We start from the raw sequence: 18,377 nt of genomic DNA, 5'->3' as shown, positions 1-18,377 counted from the left end.
GGTTCGGCTAACCCTCCGGTTTCCGGTCCACCGGGCGGATGCCGCTGGTGATCGCGTCCATGTCGGACAGCGGCGGTCCGTCCGGGCCGGCGTCGAAGGCGAACCGGACGACGACCGGGGCCGGGAGGCCGGAGTGGGAGGGGAAGGCGAGGGACTGGACGTAGCCGCCGGGTCCCTCGGCCGTCCTGACCCGCCAGCGCACCAGGTATCCGTCGCCGCCGGCGACCGCGACCCGCCCGGCCTTGACGACCTGGTGGGACCGGATGCCGCCGAAGGGCCGCCCACCGCCGGGTTCGTGGCCGTAGGCCGTCTCGGCCGCGTCCGGTACGTCCCGTTCGGCGACGGTGCGCGCGGAGCTGCCGTCGGCGCTGCCCGCGGTACGGCTCTGGACCTCGCCGTGGCGGCACCGGCCGGTGTCGGCCGGGCAGGCGTAGGTGCCGTCGGTGGTCATCACGACGTCGTCCTGGGCGAGGTACGAGGAGCCGGTCCAGCCGGCCGGAACCGGCAGGGAGATGCCGTTGAGCTGGTCGACGACCAGGGACGGGGGCGGCGGGCCGGTGGGGGCGGTGTTGATCGCGGTGTCCGTGCCGGCGCGCACCTCGTCCGTCCGGAGCACGGTGGCGCCGCCGACGATCGCCGTCGCCAGCACGGCCCCGGCGGATATCAGGGCGACCGCCTTGGCGCGTGCGGACACCCCGGCCGCCGGGACCGGCGGCGCGGGGTGGCCGGACGGGGTGCGCCGGTGCTCGGTCCAGGTGCTGCCGTCCCACCAGCGCTCCAGGTGCGGAGCCTGTGGGTCGCGGTACCAGCCGGGCGGCGTCATGCTCACTCCCGCACTGTAGGACGGGAGTTGGGGCGGCTCCTACAGGGGTGTGACGTACGCCCCGGAGATCCCGCCGTCCACCAGGAAGTCGCTGGCGTTGACGAACGAGGAGTCGTCGCTGGCCAGGAAGGCGACGGCGGCGGCGATCTCCTCGGCCTCGGCGAACCGGCCGAGCGGGATGTGGACGAGGCGGCGGGCGGCCCGCTCGGGGTCCTTGGCGAACAGTTCCTGGAGAAGGGGGGTGTTGACCGGTCCCGGGCACAGCGCGTTGACGCGGATGCCCTCGCGGGCGAACTGGACGCCCAGTTCGCGGGACATGGCCAGAACTCCGCCCTTGGACGCGGTGTACGAGATCTGTGAGGTCGCCGCGCCCATCCGGGCCACGAAGGACGCGGTGTTGATGATGGAGCCCTTGCCCTGGCGCCGCATGTAGGGGATGACGGCCTTGCAGCACAGGTAGACGGAGGTGAGGTTGACCTCCTGGACGCGCTTCCAGGCCTCCAGGCCGGTCTCCAGGATGGAGTCGTCGTCGGGCGGTGAGATGCCGGCGTTGTTGAAGGCGATGTCGACGCTGCCGTAGGTGTCGAAGGCCGTCCTGAAGAGCGCTTCGACCTGTTCGGCGTCGGTGACGTCGACCTTCACGAAGAGCCCGCCCACCTCCTCGGCGGCGGCCTTGCCGCGGGTGTCGTCGACGTCGCCGCAGACGACGTGCGCGCCCTCGGAGGCGAGCCGCCGTGCGGTGGCGAGGCCGATGCCGCTGCCGGCTCCGGTGATGACGGCGGTGCGGCCGACGAGCCGGCGGCAGACGATGTCAGGGGTATCGGCGGTCACTGTGCGGGGCCCTCCGTGCTGATGAAGACGTTCTTGGTCTCGGTGAAGGCGGTGAGCGCGTCCGGGCCGAGCTCGCGGCCGATCCCCGACTGCCGGTAGCCGCCGAAGGGGGTCCAGTAGCGGACGCTGGAGTGGGAGTTGACGGACAGGTTGCCGGCCTTGACGGCCTGAGAGACGCGCAGTGCGCGGCCGACGTCCCGGGTCCACAGAGAGCCGGAGAGGCCGTAGTCGGTGTCGTTGGCGATGCGGATCGCGTCGGCCTCGTCGTCGAAGGGGATGACGGCGGCGACCGGGCCGAAGACCTCCTCGACGGCCACCCGCGCGTGCGGGTCGACGCCGGTGAGGACGGTCGGCGGGAACCAGAAGCCGGGGCCCTCGGGGGCCTTGCCCCGGATGCCGGGTGCCTCGGGGTCGACGTACGAACGGACGCGGTCCAGCTGGGACCTGGAGATCAGCGGGCCCATGTCGGTCTTCTCGTCGGCCGGGTCGCCGACGGTGACGGACTCGATCGCGGGGGCGAGGAGTTCCAGGAAGCGGTCGTGGACGGAGCGTTGGACGAGGATGCGGGTGCGGGCGCAGCAGTCCTGCCCGGAGTTGTCCAGGAAGGACATGGGGGCGGCGGCCGCGGCGGCCTCGAGGTCGGCGTCGGCGAAGACGATGTTGGGGCTCTTGCCGCCGAGTTCGAGGGTCACGCGCTTCACCTGGTCGGCGCAGAGCGCCATGACGCGCTTGCCGACGCGGGTGGAGCCGGTGAACACGATCTTGGCGACGCCCGGGTGGCGGACCAGGGCCTCGCCCGCGAGGTCGCCGCGGCCGGGCAGCACCTGGAAGAGGTGCTCGGGCAGGCCTGCCGCCAGGGCGAGTTCGGCGAGGCGGAGCGCGGTCAGGGGGGTGGTCTCGGCGGGTTTCAGGAGCACCGCGTTGCCGGCCGCGAGGGCGGGGGCGGTGCCCCAGGCCGCGATGGGCATGGGGAAGTTCCAGGGGGCGATCACGCCGACGACCCCGAGGGGTTCGAGGAGGGTGATGTCGAGGCCGCCGGAGACCGGGATCTGGCGTCCCGTCAGCCGCTCCACGCCGCCGGCCGCGTAGTCGAGCAGGTCCCGGACGTTGCCCGCCTCCCAGCGGGCGTTGCCGATGGTGTGCCCGGCTTCCCGGACCTCCAACGTGGCGAGCTCCTCGCGGTGTTCGTCGACGACGACCGCGAACCGGCGCAGCAGCCGGGCCCGTTCGCCGGGCGCGAGCGCGGCCCACCGCCGCTGGGCCTCGGCGGCCCGTCGTACGGCGGTGTCCACGTCGTGCTCCACAGCCCCCGGGACGGTCGCGATCACCTCCTCCGTGGCCGGGTTGAGGACGTCGAGTTCGTACTGGTGCGACAAGTGGTGCCTCACATGCGTTCGAAGGAGCGGCGCAGCTCCCAGTCGGTCACCGCGGCGTCGAAGGCGGCCAGCTCGACGCGGGCCATGTTGCGGTAGTGCGCGACGACCTCGTCGCCGAAGGCGGCCTGGGCGATGGGGCTGTTCTCCCAGAGCTCGGCGGCCTCCCGGAGCGTGGTCGGGACGTGCGCGAAGTCGGCGGTGTAGGCGTTGCCGGGGCAGGGCTCGGGAAGTTCGAGCTTGTGCTCGACGCCGTACAGCCCGGCCGCGACCAGGCCGGCGACGGCCAGGTGCGGGTTGACGTCGCCGCCGGGCAGCCGGTTCTCGAAGCGCAGCGAGCGGCCGTGGCCGACGACCCTGAGCGCGCAGGTGCGGTTGTCGTGGCCCCAGGCGACCGCGGTCGGGGCGAAGGAGCCGGGCTGGAACCGCTTGTAGCTGTTGATGTTGGGTGCGTACAGGAGCGAGAAGTCCCGCAGGGCGGCCAGCTGTCCGGCGAGGAAGTGCCGCATGACCTCGGACATGCCGTCCTCGGCGGCGAAGACGCCTGCGCCGTCCGCGTCCGTCAACGACAGGTGGATGTGGCAGGAGTTGCCCTCCCGCTCGTTGTACTTGGCCATGAAGGTGAGGGAGACGCCCTCCTGGGCGGCGATCTCCTTGGCGCCGGTCTTGTAGATCGCGTGCTGGTCGCAGGTGACGAGGGCCTCGTCGTACCGGAAGGCGATCTCGTGCTGGCCCGGGTTGCACTCGCCCTTGGCGGACTCGACGGTCAGCCCGGCCCCCGCCATGTCGTTCCGGATCCGGCGCAGCAACGGCTCGATCCGCCCGGTGCCCAGCACCGAGTAGTCGATGTTGTACTGGTTGGCCGGGGTCAGCCCGCGGTAGTTGGCGTCCCAGGCGGCCTCGTACGTGTCCTTGAACACGATGAACTCCAGCTCCGTACCGACCTGTGCGGTGTAGCCGAGTTCGGCGAGGCGCTCGAGCTGGCGGCGGAGGATCTGCCGGGGCGCGGCGACGACCGGGGAGCCGTCGTTCCAGGCGAGGTCGGCGACGAGCATGGCGGTGCCCGCGTTCCAGGGCACCCGGCGGAGGGTGGCGAGGTCGGGGTGCATGGCGAAGTCGCCGTAGCCGCGGTCCCAGGAGGACATGGCGTAGCCGTCGACCGTGTTCATCTCGGTGTCGACGGCGAGCAGGTAGTTGCAGCCCTCGGTGCCGTGGCGCAGGACCTCGTCGAGGAAGAAACGGGCGGCGAACCGCTTTCCCTGCAGGCGCCCTTGCATGTCGGGGAAGGCCAGGACGACAGTGTCGATCTCACCGCTCGCGACGAGGGTGTGCAGTTCCTCGACGCTGAGCGGGGGTGTGCGGTCTGCCACGGGAGGACTCCTTGGGCTTCATCGCGCTGCTGCGGCCGGGCCGGGAGCTCTAAGGTATTGCTGAGAACCATTGCTTGGGAAGGGGGTACGGCCATATGTCGCTGGATGCGGACGGCACCCTCGGCGACCCGTTGACGCCGGTGCTGCGACCGGTACGGGCGGGCAACGGCTTCGAGGAGGCGCTGGAGCAGATCCTCCAGGTCGTCCGGCTGGGCCTGGTTCCGGGCGGCGAGCGGCTGCCCGCCGAACGGGAGCTGGCGGAGCGGCTGGGGATCAGCCGGGTCACGCTGCGCGAGGTGCTGAAGGTGCTCCAGGACCAGGGCCTGGTGGAGTCCCGGCGCGGGCGGTACGGCGGCACGTTCGTGCTGCGGCGCGCCGACGCGGGCGGCGAGGACGAGCTGCGGCGCCGGATCGCCGAGGTCGACATCGAGGACGTGCTGCGCTTCCGCGAGGTCCTCGAGGTCGGCGCGGCCGGGCTGTGCGCGGCGCACGGGCTGTCGGACGAGCAGGCGGACCGCCTCCGCGACGCCCTGGCCCGCACCCACGAGGCACCGCTCGCGGACTACCGCCGCCTGGACACCCTGCTCCACCTCACGATCGCCGAACTGTGCGGCTCGCCCTCCCTGACCGCCCGGTACGCGGCGGTCCGGGCGACCGTCAACGACCTCCTCGACTGCATCCCGCTCCTGGTCCGCAACCTGGAGCACTCGCAGCGCCAGCACATCGCCCTGGTCGAGGCGGTCCTGGACGGGGACGCGGACGGCGCCCGGGAGATGATGCGCGAGCACTGCGCGGGGACGGCCGCCCTGCTCCGGGGCTTCCTGGCGTAACGGCCGGTCGCCGTGCCATAAAGGTGTGGAAGCACACCTTTGAGGGAGGGTCCATGGCCGGACGGCCGCTGATCGGCGTGAGCACATATCTGGAGGCCGGGGCGCGCTGGGGCGTCTGGGAGCTGGAGGCGGCCCTGCTGCCGGTCGGCTACCCACGGCTGGTCCAGCGGGCGGGCGGCCTGGCCGCGCTGCTGCCGCCGGACGACCCGCGGCACGCGGCGGCGGCGGTGGGCCGCCTGGACGGCCTGGTGATCGCCGGCGGCCCGGACGTGGAGCCGGTCCGCTACGGCGCCGAACCCGACCCCCGCACCGGCCGCCCCGCCCGCGCCCGGGACGCCTGGGAGCTGGCCCTGATCGACGCGGCCCTGGCGGCGGGCACACCGCTGCTCGGCATCTGCCGGGGCATGCAGCTCCTGAACGTCGCCCTGGGCGGCACGCTCGTCCAGCACATGGACGGCCACGCGGAGGTACCGGGAGTCTTCGGCCGGCACGAGGTGAAGCCGGTGCCCGGGACGCGGTACGCCGACACCGTCCCGGAGGAGACCGCCGTCCCGACCTTTCACCACCAGGCGGTGGACCGTCTGGGCACCGGCCTGCTGGTCTCGGCCCACGCGGCCGACGGCACGGTCGAGGCGATCGAACTCCCCGCCCAACACGGCTGGGTCCTCGGCGTCCAGTGGCACCCCGAGATGGGTGAGGACCTCCGGGTGATGCAGGCACTGGTCACAGCCGCGTCCTGACCCGGGCCGGCGCCGCGTCGCCGGTGCTCTCAGACCGGTTCTCTCCAGGTGACCGAACCGGGTGGCGGGTGGGCCGGGGCCCCTCACCCCCGGGTCAGGGAGAGCAGTTCGCGGGCCGGGCCGGTCGGGCGGTGGCCCGTCGGCCAGACCGCTCGCAGGTCGCGCCGTAGTGCGATGCCCTCCACCGGGATGCTCACCAGCCGCCGCATCGCCAGTTCCTCGCCCACCGCCAGTTCGCTCAGGACCGCCGGGCCCGCGCCGCTGACCGCCGAGGCCTTCACCGCCGTCGTCGACGACAGCTCGATCAGCGGGCGGGCCAGACCGCCCAGGGCCGCGTCGAGGACCTGGCGGGTCCCGGAGCCGCGTTCGCGGAGGATCAAGGGGGTCGCCGCCAGCTCCTCGGCCGCCAGCGGGCGCCGGCGGCGGGCCCACGGGTGCGCGGGGGCCGTCACCACGATGAGGCGGTCGTGGGCGATCACCGCCGAGTCCAGGCCCTGCGGAACCGTCAGCCCCTCCACGAAGCCCAGGTCCGCCTCGTCCGCGAGCAGCCGTTCCGCCACCGCCGCGGAGTTTCCGGCCAGCAGGGACACCGCCGTGTCGGGGCGCTGGGCGCGCAGCGCGAGCAGCCAGCCGGGCAGAAGGTACTCGGCGATGGTCATGCTGGCGGCGACCCGCAGCCGCGAGTCCCGACGGTCCCGCAGTGCCTGCGCCCCCGCGTCGAAGGCCTCCGCCGCCTCCACCACCCGCCGCGCCCAGTCGGTCACCAGTGCCCCCGCGTCGGTGAGCCGCGAGCCGCGCGGTGAGCGGTCGACGAGGGCCACGCCCAGCTGCCGTTCCATCGAGCGGATCCGGCTGCTGGCGGCCGGCTGGGTGATGCCGACCTCCCGGGCCGCCGCCCCGAGGCTGCCCAGCCGGGCGACCGCCAGAAGCAGCTCCAGCGCACCGAGATCCGGCACGCGGTGCGCCAGCGTGCCGCCTGCCGCCCGGTCGCCCGTCTCACCCGTGTCGCTCATAAAGCCAGCTTATGCCCCCATAGACGCGGACTCCCTGGTCGCGGCCCCGCGGCCGGGGCACGGTTGGTTCATGGTCACCGCAGTCCGGTATCTCGGCCCCAACTGGTACGCCTCCGTCATGGGCACCGCCGCCCTCGCCCTGGGCGGCGCCGCGCTCGGCGTCGACAGTCTGCGCGAGCTGTTCGTCGCCGTCTGGGCGCTGTCCCTGCTGCAACTCGTGGTCCTGCTGGCCGCCCGGGCCCTGCACTGGGCCCACCATCCCGACCAGGCCCGCGCCCATCTCCGCGACCCCGCCGTGGCCCCCTTCTACGGCTGCCTCGCCATGGCCCTGCTCGCGGTCGGCGGCGGCGCCCTCACCCTCGGGCCGGACTGGATCGGCGAACCCGCGGCCGTGGCCCTCGACGCCGTGCTCTTCGTCGCCGGTACGGCCGTGGGGCTCGCGGCCGCCGTCGCCGTGCCGTACCTGCTGGCCGTACGGCATCGCGCCGAGCCCGCTCAGGCCACCCCGGTGTGGCTGCTGCCGCTGGTCGCGCCCATGGTGTCGGCCGCGCTCGGGCCGCGGCTGGTCCCGCACCTGCCGCCCGGACAGCCGCGCGAGACACTGCTCTACGGCTGCTTCGCGCTCTTCGGCCTGAGTCTGCTGGCCACCCTGCTGATGCTGACCCTGGTCTTCGCCCGGCTGGTCACCTGCGGCCCGCTCCCCCTCGCTCTCACCCCCACGATCTTCCTGGTGCTGGGCCCGCTCGGGCAGTCCACCACGGCGGTGGGTGCCTTCGCGGACCTCGCCCCCGGAGTGGTTCCGGCCCCGTACGCCGCCGGTTTCGGCCTCCTCGCCGTGCTCTACGGCGTTCCGGTCATGGGGTTCGCGCTGCTGTGGCTGGCGCTGGCGGTCGCACACGTGGTGCGGGCGCGCCAGCAGGGCATGCGGTTCGCCATGACCTGGTGGGCGTTCACCTTCCCGGTGGGGACATGCGTCACGGGCGCCGCCGCGCTGGGCCGGCACACCGGGCTGGCGGTGTACGACTGGCTGGCGGTGGGTCTGTACGCCCTCCTCGTCGCCGGCTGGCTGGCGGCCGCCGCCGGCACCGTGAGCGGGCTGCTCAGCGGCGAGCTGCTCGCAGGGCCCCGTCCAGCAGCCGTGGCGCCTCGGCCAGTGACGGGCCGTACCACGTCAGGTGCCGTCCGCTGACCAGTGCGCACGGCAGGCCCGGGAAGGCCTCCGGGCCGTCGCCGGCGGTGAAGCGGTAGGGCTCGTCCGGGAGGACGACCAGGCCGGGCCGTGCGTCGTTGAGTTCCTGGACCGGGATGCGGGGATAGCGCTCGGGGTGGGCGGCGTACAGATTCTCGGTCCCGAGCCGCTCGAGGACGTCCCCCGCGAAGGTGTCCCGGCCCAGGACCATCCACGGCCGCCGCCAGATCGGTACGACCGCGGTGGTACGCGGCTCGGGCACCGGTGCCGACCAGGCCTCCTCGGCCTCGTCCAGCCAGCGCGGCCGGGTACGCGCGCCGCACGCGGTCAGGAGGCGGGCCAGCTCGCGGAAGGCCTGCGGTACCTCCCGTACCTCTGTGACCAGCACCTCCACGCCGGCCGTCCGCAGGGCGTCCAGGTCGGGGGCGCGGTTCTCCTCCTCGTTGGCGATCACCAGGTCGGGGGCGAGGGCGACGATCCGGTCCAGCCCGGGGTTCTTGGTACCGCCGACACGGGTGACGTCGAGGTCGGCCGGATGGGTGCACCAGTCGGTGGCGCCGACGAGGACGTCGGGGAGCGTCACCGCGACCGCCTCGGTGAGCGAGGGGACCAGGGAGACCACGCGCATCAGCGGGGGCGGTCCTGGACCGCCTCGATGTGTTCCGCCACCGCGACCACGATGACCCGGGTGTCCGGGACCGTCGCCCGCCAGCGGTGCCGGACTCCGCCGGTGAGGTAGAGGGTGTCGCCGCGGCCCAGGCGGTAGGCGCGGCCCTCGGCCTCGATCTCCACCGCGCCGTCGGCGACGTACATCAACTCGTCGTTGCGGTGCTGGAATTCGCGGCCGGCGTCGTGGTCGCCGGTGAACTCCGAGGCGTGCAGCTGGTGGTGGCCGCGCACCAGGGAGCGCACCCTGCGCGCGAAGTCCGGTTCGGTGGCGTCCGCGCGTACCACGTCCACGCTGCACGCCGGGTCGGCGGCGGCGAGGAGTTCGACGGCCGTGGTGCGCAGGGCGTCGGCGAGCTTCTCCAGGGAGGTGCGGCTGGGCCGGGCCCTGTCGTTCTCGATCTGGCTCAGGAAGGGCACCGACAGGCCGCTGCGCTCGGCCACGACGGCGAGGGTGAGCTCCAGCGCGCGGCGGCGCCGCCGGACTGCCGCGCCCACCCGCACGGGCTGCTGGTCCTTGTGGTCGCCCATCGCTCCGGCTCCCTCCTTCGCTCGTCGTTCCGTCTACCGGGTGCCCCGCTTCGGCCGGGCCCCTCTGCTGGGTTCTCTGCACCCTACGCATGTTCGGCAAACCGTTTCAGGCGGCCGTCACATCCCCGTCACGTCGGGTGAGCGCGACCCTCACAGTTCGCGCCAGTCGACGAGCTCGCCGGACTCGCCGGGCGCGGACTCCTCCTTCGGGATGAAGACGCTGACCAGGAGGGCCGGACGGCCGTCTGGGTCGGTGAGCAGCGTGGCCGACGGATTGGCGAAGGCGCGGCTGCCGCCGGGGGTGCGCAGTCGGATCCGGTCGGCCCGGCCGGAGGCGGGATCGTAGGCGTAGATCGACCAGCTGCCGAAGTCGTCGCGCAGGCGCTGGCCCTCGATCAGGACCAGGGGACGCCCCATCAGTTCAATGCGTGAGCGGTCCCCGATGTTCCCGGCGGTGCCCCAGGCCAGCAGGGCCAGGTCGAGGCGCTGATCTGCGCGGGCCCGCCAGACGGTGAAGTCCCGCAGGGTGGCGCGGAGTTGACGGTCGGTGGCGCAGTCGGCGCGGTAGTGGCCGGTCAGTTCCACGGTGTCGCCGTGGACCGCGGTGATGTCCGGGGTGCCCTCGGCACAGCGGGACAGCGTACGGGGTGCGTCGAACGCGCGGTCGGCCGCTCCGGTCAGCAGGGCGGCGAGGCTTGGGTAATGCCGTAGCGCTATGTGGTTGGCCGGATCCTTTTCGTAGGCGAGGTCCCATCCGCCGGTGCCGTCGGTGTGCAGGGAGGGCTGGCTGGTGCCCGGGCCGAAGTCCTGGCGGCGGGTCCAGGTACGCAGGTCGGTGGAGGTGGCGACGGCCGCGTGGAAGCGGCCGTCGGCGAGGGTGGTGTGGTAGACGGCGAGGTAGCCGCCGCCGTACGCCCCCGGTACCGGCGTGATCTCGGCGGTGTCCATGCTGCGGCCGGTGGCGTCCCGGGCGTCGAGGACCGCGCCGTCCGCCCGTGTCACGTCCCCGGCGAGTGCCTCGAACCGGGCGGTGGCGACCGAGGCCGGGTCCGGACTCGCCGCGGAGAACTGCGGCACGGCCACCGCGGCCGTCAGCAACAGCAGGAGAGGCAGAAGCCTGCGGATCACGGGCTGCTCACAGGTACGGGCGGGACCGGGGCGTCAGAGAGTACGGGCCCCGGCCCCGCCCGGAGCGGGCCGGAAGAGGTGGGCTTCGCCACACCGGCGATGCGGCTTCGGGCGGCGGCCCGCCCCGTTCACTTCCGGATCGGCGCCCACTTGTCGGCCAGCCCCGGGTTGCGCTTCAGCCAGGCCCGGACCGCGTCCTGTTCCTTGCCCTGGCCGGCCTTCTGGATCTCGGCCTCCAGACCGGTGAGCTGCTTCTCCGTCATGGAGAAGTCCTTGAGCCACTTGCCGACCTCGGGGTTGTCCCCGGCGAAGCCCTTGCGGGACAGGGTGTGCACGCCGTCGCCGGAGCCCCAGGCGCCCTGCGGGTCCTTCAGCTTCTTCAGGCCGTAGTCGCTGTAGGCCCAGTGCGGCGACCACAGGGTGACGAGAATCGGCTGCCGCTTGGCGTAGGCCCGCTTGAGCTCGGCGAGCATGGCGGGCGTGGAGCCGTCGACGACCTGGTAACTGCCGTCGAGGCCGTACTCCTTGAGGACCTTGGACTTGAGCAGGCCCATCATGCCGGCGCTGGGCTCGATGCCGACGATCTTCCCGCCGAACTCCGAGGCGTGGTTCTTCAGGTCGGCCAGGGAGTTCACGTCCTTCACGTACGAGGGGACGGTCAGCTCCAGGGAGGTGGGACCGTACCAGCTGCCGAGGTCGTCGAGCTGCTTGCCGTACTTCTTCCAGTACTCGGCGTGCGTGGTGGGCAGCCAGGAGTCGGTCTCGAAGTCCAGCTGGCCGGTGGCGAGGCCGGTGTAGAGGGGACCGGCCGCGTACTGGCTGGTGGTGACCTTGTATCCGCGTTCCTCGAGGAGCTCCTTCCAGAGGAAGGTGGAGGCGATGCCCTCGTCCCAGGGGATGTAGCCGATCTTGATCTCCTTGCCCTTGCCGACGTCCGTGGCGGAGGCCTGGGCGGTGTCGGAGGAGGAGCCGAAGATGCCCATGCCGCCCGCGACCAGGGCGAGGACCACCACGCCGACGACGGCGACGGCCGGGCGGGGGCGGTAGGTCCAGGGGGTGGGGCGGACCTTGGCGGCGGCACGGCGGCCGAGCGGGGACAGCTGGGTGCCGAGCGCGCTGGTCATGCGGTCGAGGTAGATGGCGAGGACGACGATGCCGACGCCCGCCTCGAAGCCGAAGCCGATGTCGAGCTGGCCGATCGCCTCGTTGACGGCGCCGCCGAGGCCGCCGGTGCCGACCATGCCGGCGATGACGACCATCGACAGGCCCAGCATGATGACCTGGTTGACGCCGGCCATGATGGTCGGCAGCGCGAGCGGCAGCTGGACGCGCAGCAGGGTGTCGCGGGGGGTGGTGCCGAACGCCTCGGCGGCCTCAACCAGTTCGGCGTCGACCTGGCGGATGCCCAGCTCGGTCATGCGGACGCCGGGGGCCAGCGCGAAGATCAGGGTGGCGATCACGCCCGCGGCGGTGCCCAGGCCGAAGAAGAGGATGGCCGGGATGAGCAGGACCATCGACGGCATGGTCTGGAGCAGGTCCAGGACCGGTCGTACGGCCGCGCTGACCGCCCGGGAGCGGGCCGCCCAGATGCCCAGCGGGACCGAGATGACCAGCGCGATCACCGTGGCGACCAGGACCAGCGCCAGGGTGGACATCGCGCGGTCCCACAGGTCGAGGGAGTCCACGAGCGCGAATCCGGCGAAGGCCAGGACGCCCGCGGTCAGTCCGCGCAGCCACCAGGCCAGCACGGCGAAGATGCCTGCCAGCAGCAGGGGCGCGGGGGCGGTGAGGACACCGTCGATGCCGTCGTACATGCCCTCGACGACCGTGCGGATCGCGTCGAAGAGCCAGGACATGTGCGCGACCAGCCAGTTCACACCGGAGTCGACCCAGTCGCCGAGATGCAGCCTAGGCACGGGCGGTCACCTTCTCCCCACCGTCGCAGACGACGGGTTCGCCCGTGTCCTCCGCGAGGAAACCGACCAGCCGCTCCTGCGGAACGACGCCCACGACGGCGTCGTCCCGGTCCAGGACGGCGACCGGGTGGGGCAACCGGGCGCTGAGCGCGCACAGTTCGGTGAACGGGGTGTCGGGGGTCGCGGTGGCGCAGGCGCAGTCCGCCTCGTCGCCGGCCACGTCGGTGTCCATGACGGCGGCGGCGGTCAGCACCCGGGAGCGGTCGACGTCCTGGGTGAAGGAGGCGACGTAGTCGTCGGCGGGGCGCAGCAGGATGTCCTCGGCGGTGCCGGTCTGGACGATGCGGCCGTCGCGCATCACGGCGATGCGGTCGCCCAGGCGCATGGCCTCGTTGAGGTCGTGGGTGATGAAGACGATCGTCTTCTTCAGGGACTTCTGCAGTTCCAGCAGCTGGTCCTGCATGTCACGGCGGATCAGCGGGTCCAGGGCGCTGAACGACTCGTCCATGAGGAGCAGATCGGCGTCGGTGGCCAGGGCCCGGGCCAGGCCGACGCGCTGCTGCATGCCGCCGGACAGCTCGTCGGGCCAGGAGCCCTCCCAGCCGGCCAGTCCGCACAGGGCGAGCGCCTCGTCGGCGCGGCGGACGCGCTCGGCGCGGGGCACGCCCTGCACGGCCAGGCCGTAGGCGGCGTTGTCGCGGACGCTGCGGTGCGGGAAGAGCGCGAAGTGCTGGAAGACCATGCTGATCTTCCTGGAGCGCAGCTCGCGCAGTTCGCGGTCGGTGAGCGCGGTGAGGTCCTGGCCGTCGAAGCGGACCTGTCCCGCGGTCGGTTCCAGCAGGCCGTTGAGCATGCGCAGCAGGGTGGACTTCCCGGAGCCGGACAGGCCCATCACGACGAATATCTCGCCGGGGTCGACCTGGAAGGAGGCGTCGATCACGGCGGCGGTGGTGCCGTCGGCGCGCAGCTCCTCCCGGTCGGCTCCCTGGCGGAGTCGTTCCACGGCGGTGTCCGGTCGTCTGCCGAAGATCTTGTACAGGTGCTCGGTCTCTAGCCTGGGTGACACGCGAACCTCTCTCGGGGGCGCCGGCCCCTGCAAACGCGGGCCCCGGCGCCTCGGGGACATGGGACAGGAGCCGCGCCTGCCCTGGTCCACGCAGGTCAAACGCACAAGTGGGCCAGGTCACGAGGTCTCCACAAGCCGCACTGCGGCACGGGCTCCGTGACCGTCCGTGCCGTACGGCCGCGGAGCGCCCCGTCGCTGTCGGTGCCGTACGGCATGATGCGAGGCGTGACCGCACGACTGATGCTTCTCGACACCGCCTCGCTGTACTTCCGCGCCTACTTCGGCGTCCCGGACTCCGTGAAGGCTCCGGACGGCACGCCGGTGAACGCCGTACGCGGGCTGCTGGACTTCATCGACCGGCTGGTCAAGGACCACCGTCCGGACCGGCTGGTGGCCTGCATGGACGCCGACTGGCGGCCGCAGTGGCGGGTCGACCTCATCCCCTCCTACAAGGCCCACCGGGTCGCCGAGGAGCGCGAGACGGGACCGGACGAGGAGGAGGTGCCGGACACCCTCTCCCCACAGGTGCCGGTCATCGAGGAGGTGCTGGACGCGCTCGGCATCGCCCGGGTCGGTGTCGCGGGCTACGAGGCGGACGACGTGATCGGCACGTTCACCGCGCGCGCCGACGGCCCGGTCGACATCGTCACCGGTGACCGTGACCTCTACCAGCTGGTGGACGACGGCCGCGGGGTGCGGGTGCTGTACCCGCTCAAGGGCGTCGGCACGCTGCAGATGACGGACGAGGCGTGGCTGCGCGAGAAGTACGGGGTGGACGGAGGCGGGTACGCGGATCTGGCACTGCTGCGCGGCGACCCGAGCGACGGCCTGCCGGGGGTGCCGGGCATCGGCGAGAAGACGGCCGCCAAGCTGCTCGCCGAGTTCGGTGACCTGGCCGGGATCATGGCCGCCGTCGACGACCCGAAGGCCAGGCTCACACCGTCGCAGCGCAAACGACTGGACGAGGCCCGGCCCTATGTGGCCATCGCGCCGACGGTGGTCCGGGTCGCCGGGGACGTGCCGCTGCCGGACGTAGACACCACCCTTCCGAAGGCCCCGCGCGATCCCGCCCGGCTGGACGCGTTGTCGGCGCGCTGGGGGCTGGGGGGCTCGCTGCACCGGCTGGTGCTGACACTCGGCGGGTGAGTGGCGGAGAATTGTTCTGGCAAAACCCGCTCATCAAGTGTTCATGGAGGAGGTGTCGACCGCGCAGGAGATGCTAACTTAGGTAAACCTAAGCGATGGAGCACGGAGGTCGGTCATGGCAGAGCGCCCGGAACGCAAGCCGCGCAAGCCCCATTCCGCCCAGGTGGTGCGCACCGAACGGCTGACGCCGCACATGCAGCGCGTCGTTCTCGGCGGTGACGGACTGGCCGGCTTCGCCGCGGACACCTGCACCGATCATTACGTGAAACTCCTCTTCGGGCCGGCAGGCGTGACCTATCCGGAGCCCTTCGACGTGGAGCGGATCCGCGCCGAGTTCCCGCGTGAGCACTGGCCGGTGACCCGGACCTACACGGTGCGTTCCTGGGACGCCGAGCACCGTGAACTGGCCCTGGACTTCGTCGTGCACGGCGACGAGGGCCTGGCCGGACCCTGGGCCTGCCGTGTCCAGCCCGGCGAGACCGTGCACTTCATGGGCCCCGGCGGCGCGTACGCCCCCGCCGCGGACGCCGACTGGCATCTGCTCGCCGGGGACGAGAGCGCGCTGCCGGCGATCGCCCGCTCCCTGGAGTCCCTGCCCTCAGGGGCGAAGGCCTTCGCATTCGTCGAGATCTCCGGCCCCGAGGAGGAGCAGAAGATCGACTCCGACGTGGAGGTGGTCTGGCTGCACCGGGGCACCCGGCCCGTCGGCGAGGCCCTGGTCACGGCCGTGCGGGGGCTGGAGTTCCCGGAGGGCCGGTTGCACGCCTTCGTCCACGGCGAGGCGGGTTTCGTGAAGGACCTGCGGGCCCTGCTGCGCGTCGAGCTTCAGATCCCGCGCGAGGACCTGTCGATCTCCGGCTACTGGCGTCTCGGCCACAACGAGGACGGCTGGCAGGCCTCCAAGCGTGACTGGAACGCCCGCATCGAGGCCGAGCAGGAGGGCGACGGAGCGGCCGCCGCCTGAGACCGCGAGGCCACGAGTCCGCACGGACCGTCGGGGCGTGCGGCCTTGAGACCGGCGGCACCCGGAGGTGCCGCCGCTCCCGTGCCGCTCAGACCGACCGCTGGTACGACCTGAACGTCCTGATCGACAGCCACACGGCCGCGACCGCCAGCGCCAGCAGCGCGCCGCCGCGGCCCAGTACCGCACCCCAGTCGGGGTCCGCCGACATCGCCGAACGCCCCGCCACCATCGCCCAGTCGAGCGGGTTGAAGTCGGCTATGTGCCGCATCCAGCCGGGCATCTGGGACGGTGCCATGAAGGCGCTGGACAGGAAGGTCAGCGGCAGCAGCAGGAAGGTGTTGATCCCGATGATCGACTCCCGCTCCCGCACCAGCATGCCGAGCGCGTTGGACAGGGCCCCGAAGACGGTGCCGAGCAGTACGGCGGCCACCACCAGGATGGCGATGCCCCCGATCCCGCCCGGGTAGTCGGCGCCGCCCAGCAGGCCGAGCAGCACGATGATGAGCGACTGGCCGGCGGTGACCAGGCCGTTGTTCACCACGTTGCCGTTCATCAGCGCGGCCCGGCTGACCGGCGTGGTCAGGAAGCGGTTCAGGGTGCCGCGCTGGATCTCCTCCAACGTGCCCATGCCCGCCCACATGTTGGAGCTGAGGGCGCTCATCACGACCACGCCCGGCACCAGGTAGTCGAGGTAGCTGGTGGTGCCGAAGCCGCCCAGTTCGACGACCTTCTTGAAGAGGTTGCCGAACAGGAACAGCCAGATGACCGGCTGGATCAGGGTGATGACGGCGAACGCGGGCTGGCGGGCGAACACCAGCAGCTGACGCTGGGTCATGTACCAGGTCTGGGACAGGGCGTTGCTCATCGGGCACCTCCGGCCGGGGCGAGCGCGTCGGTGGTGTCGGCCTCCGCGTAACGGCGGCCCGCGTAGCGCAGATAGACGTCGTCGAGGGAGGGCCGGGCCACGGTCGCGGCCAGCACGGTCACCCCGGCCCGCTCCAGCGCGGCGAGCAGGGCGGGCATGGCGACGGCCCCGTCGTCGGCGCGGGCGCTGATCCGGCGGCCGTCGAAGAGCGCCTCGCGCACACCGGCCAGCTCGGTCAGGGCGCCCGTGAGCAGGGTGCGGCCGGCCTCGCCGGGCGCCTCGCGCAGCTCCACATGGACGGCGTCGCCGCGCAGTTCGCCCTTGAGGGAGTCGGGGGTGCCCTCGACCACGATCCGGCCGCGGTCGACGATCGCGATCCGCTCGGCGAGCCGGTCGGCCTCCTCCAGGTAGTGCGTGGTGAGCAGGATGGTCAGGCCCTCCTGGCCGGCCAGCCGGCCGATCTCGTCCCACATCGCGGTGCGGGCCTCGGGGTCCAGGCCGGTGGTGGGCTCGTCGAGGAAGAGCACCTCGGGCCGGTGGACCAGGCCGAGGGCCACGTCGAGGCGGCGCCGCATGCCGCCGGAGTAGCCCTTGACCGGGCGGCCGGCGGCTTCGGTGAGGGTGAAGCGGGCCAGCAGTTCCTCGACCCGGCCGTTCAGGGCGGCGCCGCGCAGGCCGTAGAGCCTGCCCTGAAGCTGGAGGTTCTCGCGGCCGGTGGCGACCGGGTCGGCGCCGGAGTTCTGGGCGACGACGCCGATCGCCCGGCGTACCCGGTCCGGGTGGCGCAGCACGTCGTGGCCGGCCACGGTGGCGGTGCCCGAGTCGGGGCGGGCCAGAGTGGTGAGGATCTTGACGGTGGTGGACTTGCCGGCGCCGTTGGGTCCGAGGAGCCCGAAGACGGTGCCGGGTTCGACGGTGACGTCCATGCCGTTCAGCGCGGTGACGTCACCGGGGTAGGTCTTGATCAGCTGGCGCGCCTGCACTGCGGGCGCACGGGTGCTCATGTCGGCTGCTCTCCTGGGGAAATCGCGAAGGGTCGCGGGTGGTCGCGAATGATCCGCGCGATGAGCGCCGGGCTATCCTGGGTGTGCCGCACCTCGATGGCCCGGAGCCGCCGCACGGCGGGTTCGGTTCGGGGTTCGAGACCCCGGCCGGGCTGCTGCAACAGCCCTGCCGGGGTCTGTTCGTCATTGCTTCTGCTCGAACTCGGCCTCCAGCTTCAGGTACTCCTCGGGTATCTCCCCCGTCTCATGGAAGTGCCGCCAGTCCACGACGCCCGGGAAGCCGCCGTCCGTCAGCTCCGCCAGGAAGCCGCGGACCCAGTCGGCCTGCGCCTCGACCATGTGCAACTGGTACTCCGCCTCGATCACGAAGAGCCGGGGCAGCGTCTCGCGCAGCTTGTCCAGCACCCCGCGCAGGCTCGCCGCCTGCACGTCGAGCGAGTTGAGCCGCTCCTCCAGCAGCCGGGCGACCTCGTCGGGATGGAGCGCCCCCAGCAGCGACAGCGCCGCCTCGAAGATGGGGTACTCCTTCGCGGGTACGGCGACCAGGTCCGAGAGCCATTCGGTCGCCTCCTCCCGCCCGGCGTCGGTGATGCCGTACAGCGTGCGCTCCGGGCGGTTGCCCTGCCGCTCCACGTCGGTGACCTCGACGAAGCCGTGCTTCTCCAGGTTCTGCACGACGGTGTAGAGCGAGCCGTAGTTGATCTTCAGACTGGTGTCCTTGCCGCGCCTGCGCAGGGTCTGGGCGATCTCGTACGGGTGCATCGGCCGCTCGGCGAGCAGCACCATCACGGCGAGCGCCAGGGGGTTGCCCAGCTTGCGGCGTCTGGTCGCCATCGACACCCACCCCGCCCTCTCGGAGAGTCTCCTCGTCACCGAATATCCGTGGCCGAACATATCGCGAGTCACGTACCGGCGTCAATAC

General features: G+C 72.4%; 18 protein-coding genes. 5 read left to right on the top strand and 13 right to left on the bottom strand.

Annotated elements, in window-relative coordinates; translation table 11 throughout:
- Positions 1–7 precede the first annotated feature (7 nt).
- From ACWDGI_RS14535 to ACWDGI_RS14520, 4 genes are read right to left on the bottom strand one after another with little or no spacing between them, the layout of a single operon-like run.
- Positions 8–823, bottom strand: coding sequence for a DUF2510 domain-containing protein (locus ACWDGI_RS14535; protein ID WP_450759302.1), 816 nt, complete (start codon positions 821–823; stop codon positions 8–10).
- 39 nt (positions 824–862) lie between these two features.
- On the bottom strand, positions 863–1,654 hold the full coding sequence (locus tag ACWDGI_RS14530; RefSeq protein WP_450758867.1) for a 3-oxoacyl-ACP reductase: 792 nt from the start codon (positions 1,652–1,654) through the stop codon (positions 863–865).
- Positions 1,651–3,030: an aldehyde dehydrogenase family protein gene (locus ACWDGI_RS14525; RefSeq protein ID WP_450758865.1), complete on the bottom strand. Its 1,380-nt coding sequence runs from the start codon at positions 3,028–3,030 to the stop codon at positions 1,651–1,653. Before ACWDGI_RS14525 ends, ACWDGI_RS14530 begins: the two co-directional genes overlap by 4 nt.
- Before the next feature lie 8 nt (positions 3,031–3,038).
- Entirely contained in the window at positions 3,039–4,397 is a 1,359-nt protein-coding gene (locus ACWDGI_RS14520) for a glutamine synthetase family protein (RefSeq protein ID WP_450758863.1), read from the bottom strand.
- Between the two features lie 95 nt (positions 4,398–4,492).
- Here ACWDGI_RS14520 and ACWDGI_RS14515 point away from each other — a divergent pair, with 95 nt between their 5' ends.
- Both ACWDGI_RS14515 and ACWDGI_RS14510 read left to right on the top strand, forming a co-directional pair.
- Positions 4,493–5,227 (top strand): FadR/GntR family transcriptional regulator, encoded by a 735-nt coding sequence (locus tag ACWDGI_RS14515; protein WP_450758861.1) that lies wholly within the window; start codon positions 4,493–4,495, stop codon positions 5,225–5,227.
- A gap of 53 nt (positions 5,228–5,280) precedes the next feature.
- A complete protein-coding gene (locus ACWDGI_RS14510; RefSeq protein ID WP_450758859.1) occupies positions 5,281–5,967 on the top strand; it encodes a gamma-glutamyl-gamma-aminobutyrate hydrolase family protein in 687 nt (228 codons plus the stop codon).
- Between the two features lie 83 nt (positions 5,968–6,050).
- Here ACWDGI_RS14510 and ACWDGI_RS14505 read toward each other — a convergent pair whose 3' ends face one another.
- A complete protein-coding gene (locus ACWDGI_RS14505; protein ID WP_450758857.1) occupies positions 6,051–6,980 on the bottom strand; it encodes a LysR family transcriptional regulator in 930 nt (309 codons plus the stop codon).
- 70 nt (positions 6,981–7,050) lie between these two features.
- Here ACWDGI_RS14505 and ACWDGI_RS14500 point away from each other — a divergent pair, with 70 nt between their 5' ends.
- On the top strand, positions 7,051–8,169 hold the full coding sequence (locus tag ACWDGI_RS14500) for a TDT family transporter (RefSeq protein ID WP_450758855.1): 1,119 nt from the start codon (positions 7,051–7,053) through the stop codon (positions 8,167–8,169).
- Here the strand turns inward: ACWDGI_RS14500 and ACWDGI_RS14495 are convergent.
- From ACWDGI_RS14495 to ACWDGI_RS14475, 5 genes are all read right to left on the bottom strand, one after another.
- Complete coding sequence (locus ACWDGI_RS14495; RefSeq protein WP_450758853.1) at positions 8,081–8,797, bottom strand: helical backbone metal receptor; 717 nt, start codon at positions 8,795–8,797, stop codon at positions 8,081–8,083. The two genes, ACWDGI_RS14500 and ACWDGI_RS14495, sit on opposite strands and share 89 nt — an antisense overlap.
- Positions 8,797–9,366 (bottom strand): helix-turn-helix domain-containing protein, encoded by a 570-nt coding sequence (locus ACWDGI_RS14490; protein WP_450758851.1) that lies wholly within the window; start codon positions 9,364–9,366, stop codon positions 8,797–8,799. Before ACWDGI_RS14490 ends, ACWDGI_RS14495 begins: the two co-directional genes overlap by 1 nt.
- Before the next feature lie 150 nt (positions 9,367–9,516).
- On the bottom strand, positions 9,517–10,494 hold the full coding sequence (locus ACWDGI_RS14485) for a hypothetical protein (protein ID WP_450758849.1): 978 nt from the start codon (positions 10,492–10,494) through the stop codon (positions 9,517–9,519).
- A 128-nt stretch (positions 10,495–10,622) separates the two neighbouring features.
- Positions 10,623–12,410, bottom strand: coding sequence for an ABC transporter permease/substrate binding protein (locus tag ACWDGI_RS14480; RefSeq protein WP_450758847.1), 1,788 nt, complete (start codon positions 12,408–12,410; stop codon positions 10,623–10,625).
- On the bottom strand, positions 12,403–13,476 hold the full coding sequence (locus ACWDGI_RS14475) for a quaternary amine ABC transporter ATP-binding protein (RefSeq protein WP_450758845.1): 1,074 nt from the start codon (positions 13,474–13,476) through the stop codon (positions 12,403–12,405). The genes ACWDGI_RS14480 and ACWDGI_RS14475 overlap by 8 nt, the downstream gene beginning before the upstream one ends.
- Positions 13,477–13,692: 216 nt before the next feature.
- Between ACWDGI_RS14475 and ACWDGI_RS14470 the strand changes: the two genes are divergently transcribed.
- The gene (locus ACWDGI_RS14470) at positions 13,693–14,622 is read left to right on the top strand and encodes a 5'-3' exonuclease (RefSeq protein WP_450759301.1); all 930 of its coding nucleotides are present in this window, start codon (positions 13,693–13,695) and stop codon (positions 14,620–14,622) included.
- 115 nt (positions 14,623–14,737) lie between these two features.
- Positions 14,738–15,586: a siderophore-interacting protein gene (locus ACWDGI_RS14465; RefSeq protein WP_450758843.1), complete on the top strand. Its 849-nt coding sequence runs from the start codon at positions 14,738–14,740 to the stop codon at positions 15,584–15,586.
- Positions 15,587–15,674: 88 nt separating this feature from the next.
- On the opposite strand, the gene ACWDGI_RS14460 is transcribed toward ACWDGI_RS14465, so the two are convergent.
- The 3 genes from ACWDGI_RS14460 to ACWDGI_RS14450 form a co-directional block, all read right to left on the bottom strand.
- On the bottom strand, positions 15,675–16,451 hold the full coding sequence (locus tag ACWDGI_RS14460) for an ABC transporter permease (protein ID WP_360490117.1): 777 nt from the start codon (positions 16,449–16,451) through the stop codon (positions 15,675–15,677).
- Positions 16,448–17,455 carry an ATP-binding cassette domain-containing protein gene (locus ACWDGI_RS14455; protein WP_450758841.1) on the bottom strand — a complete coding sequence of 336 codons (1,008 nt, stop codon included), beginning with the start codon at positions 17,453–17,455 and terminating at the stop codon, positions 16,448–16,450. The genes ACWDGI_RS14460 and ACWDGI_RS14455 overlap by 4 nt, the downstream gene beginning before the upstream one ends.
- Before the next feature lie 183 nt (positions 17,456–17,638).
- Complete coding sequence (locus ACWDGI_RS14450) at positions 17,639–18,289, bottom strand: PadR family transcriptional regulator (protein ID WP_450758839.1); 651 nt, start codon at positions 18,287–18,289, stop codon at positions 17,639–17,641.
- Between the last annotated feature and the right edge of the window lie 88 nt (positions 18,290–18,377).

Source organism: Streptomyces sp. NPDC001220, assembly GCF_053597895.1.
This window is presented reverse-complemented; position numbering and strand designations above follow the sequence as displayed.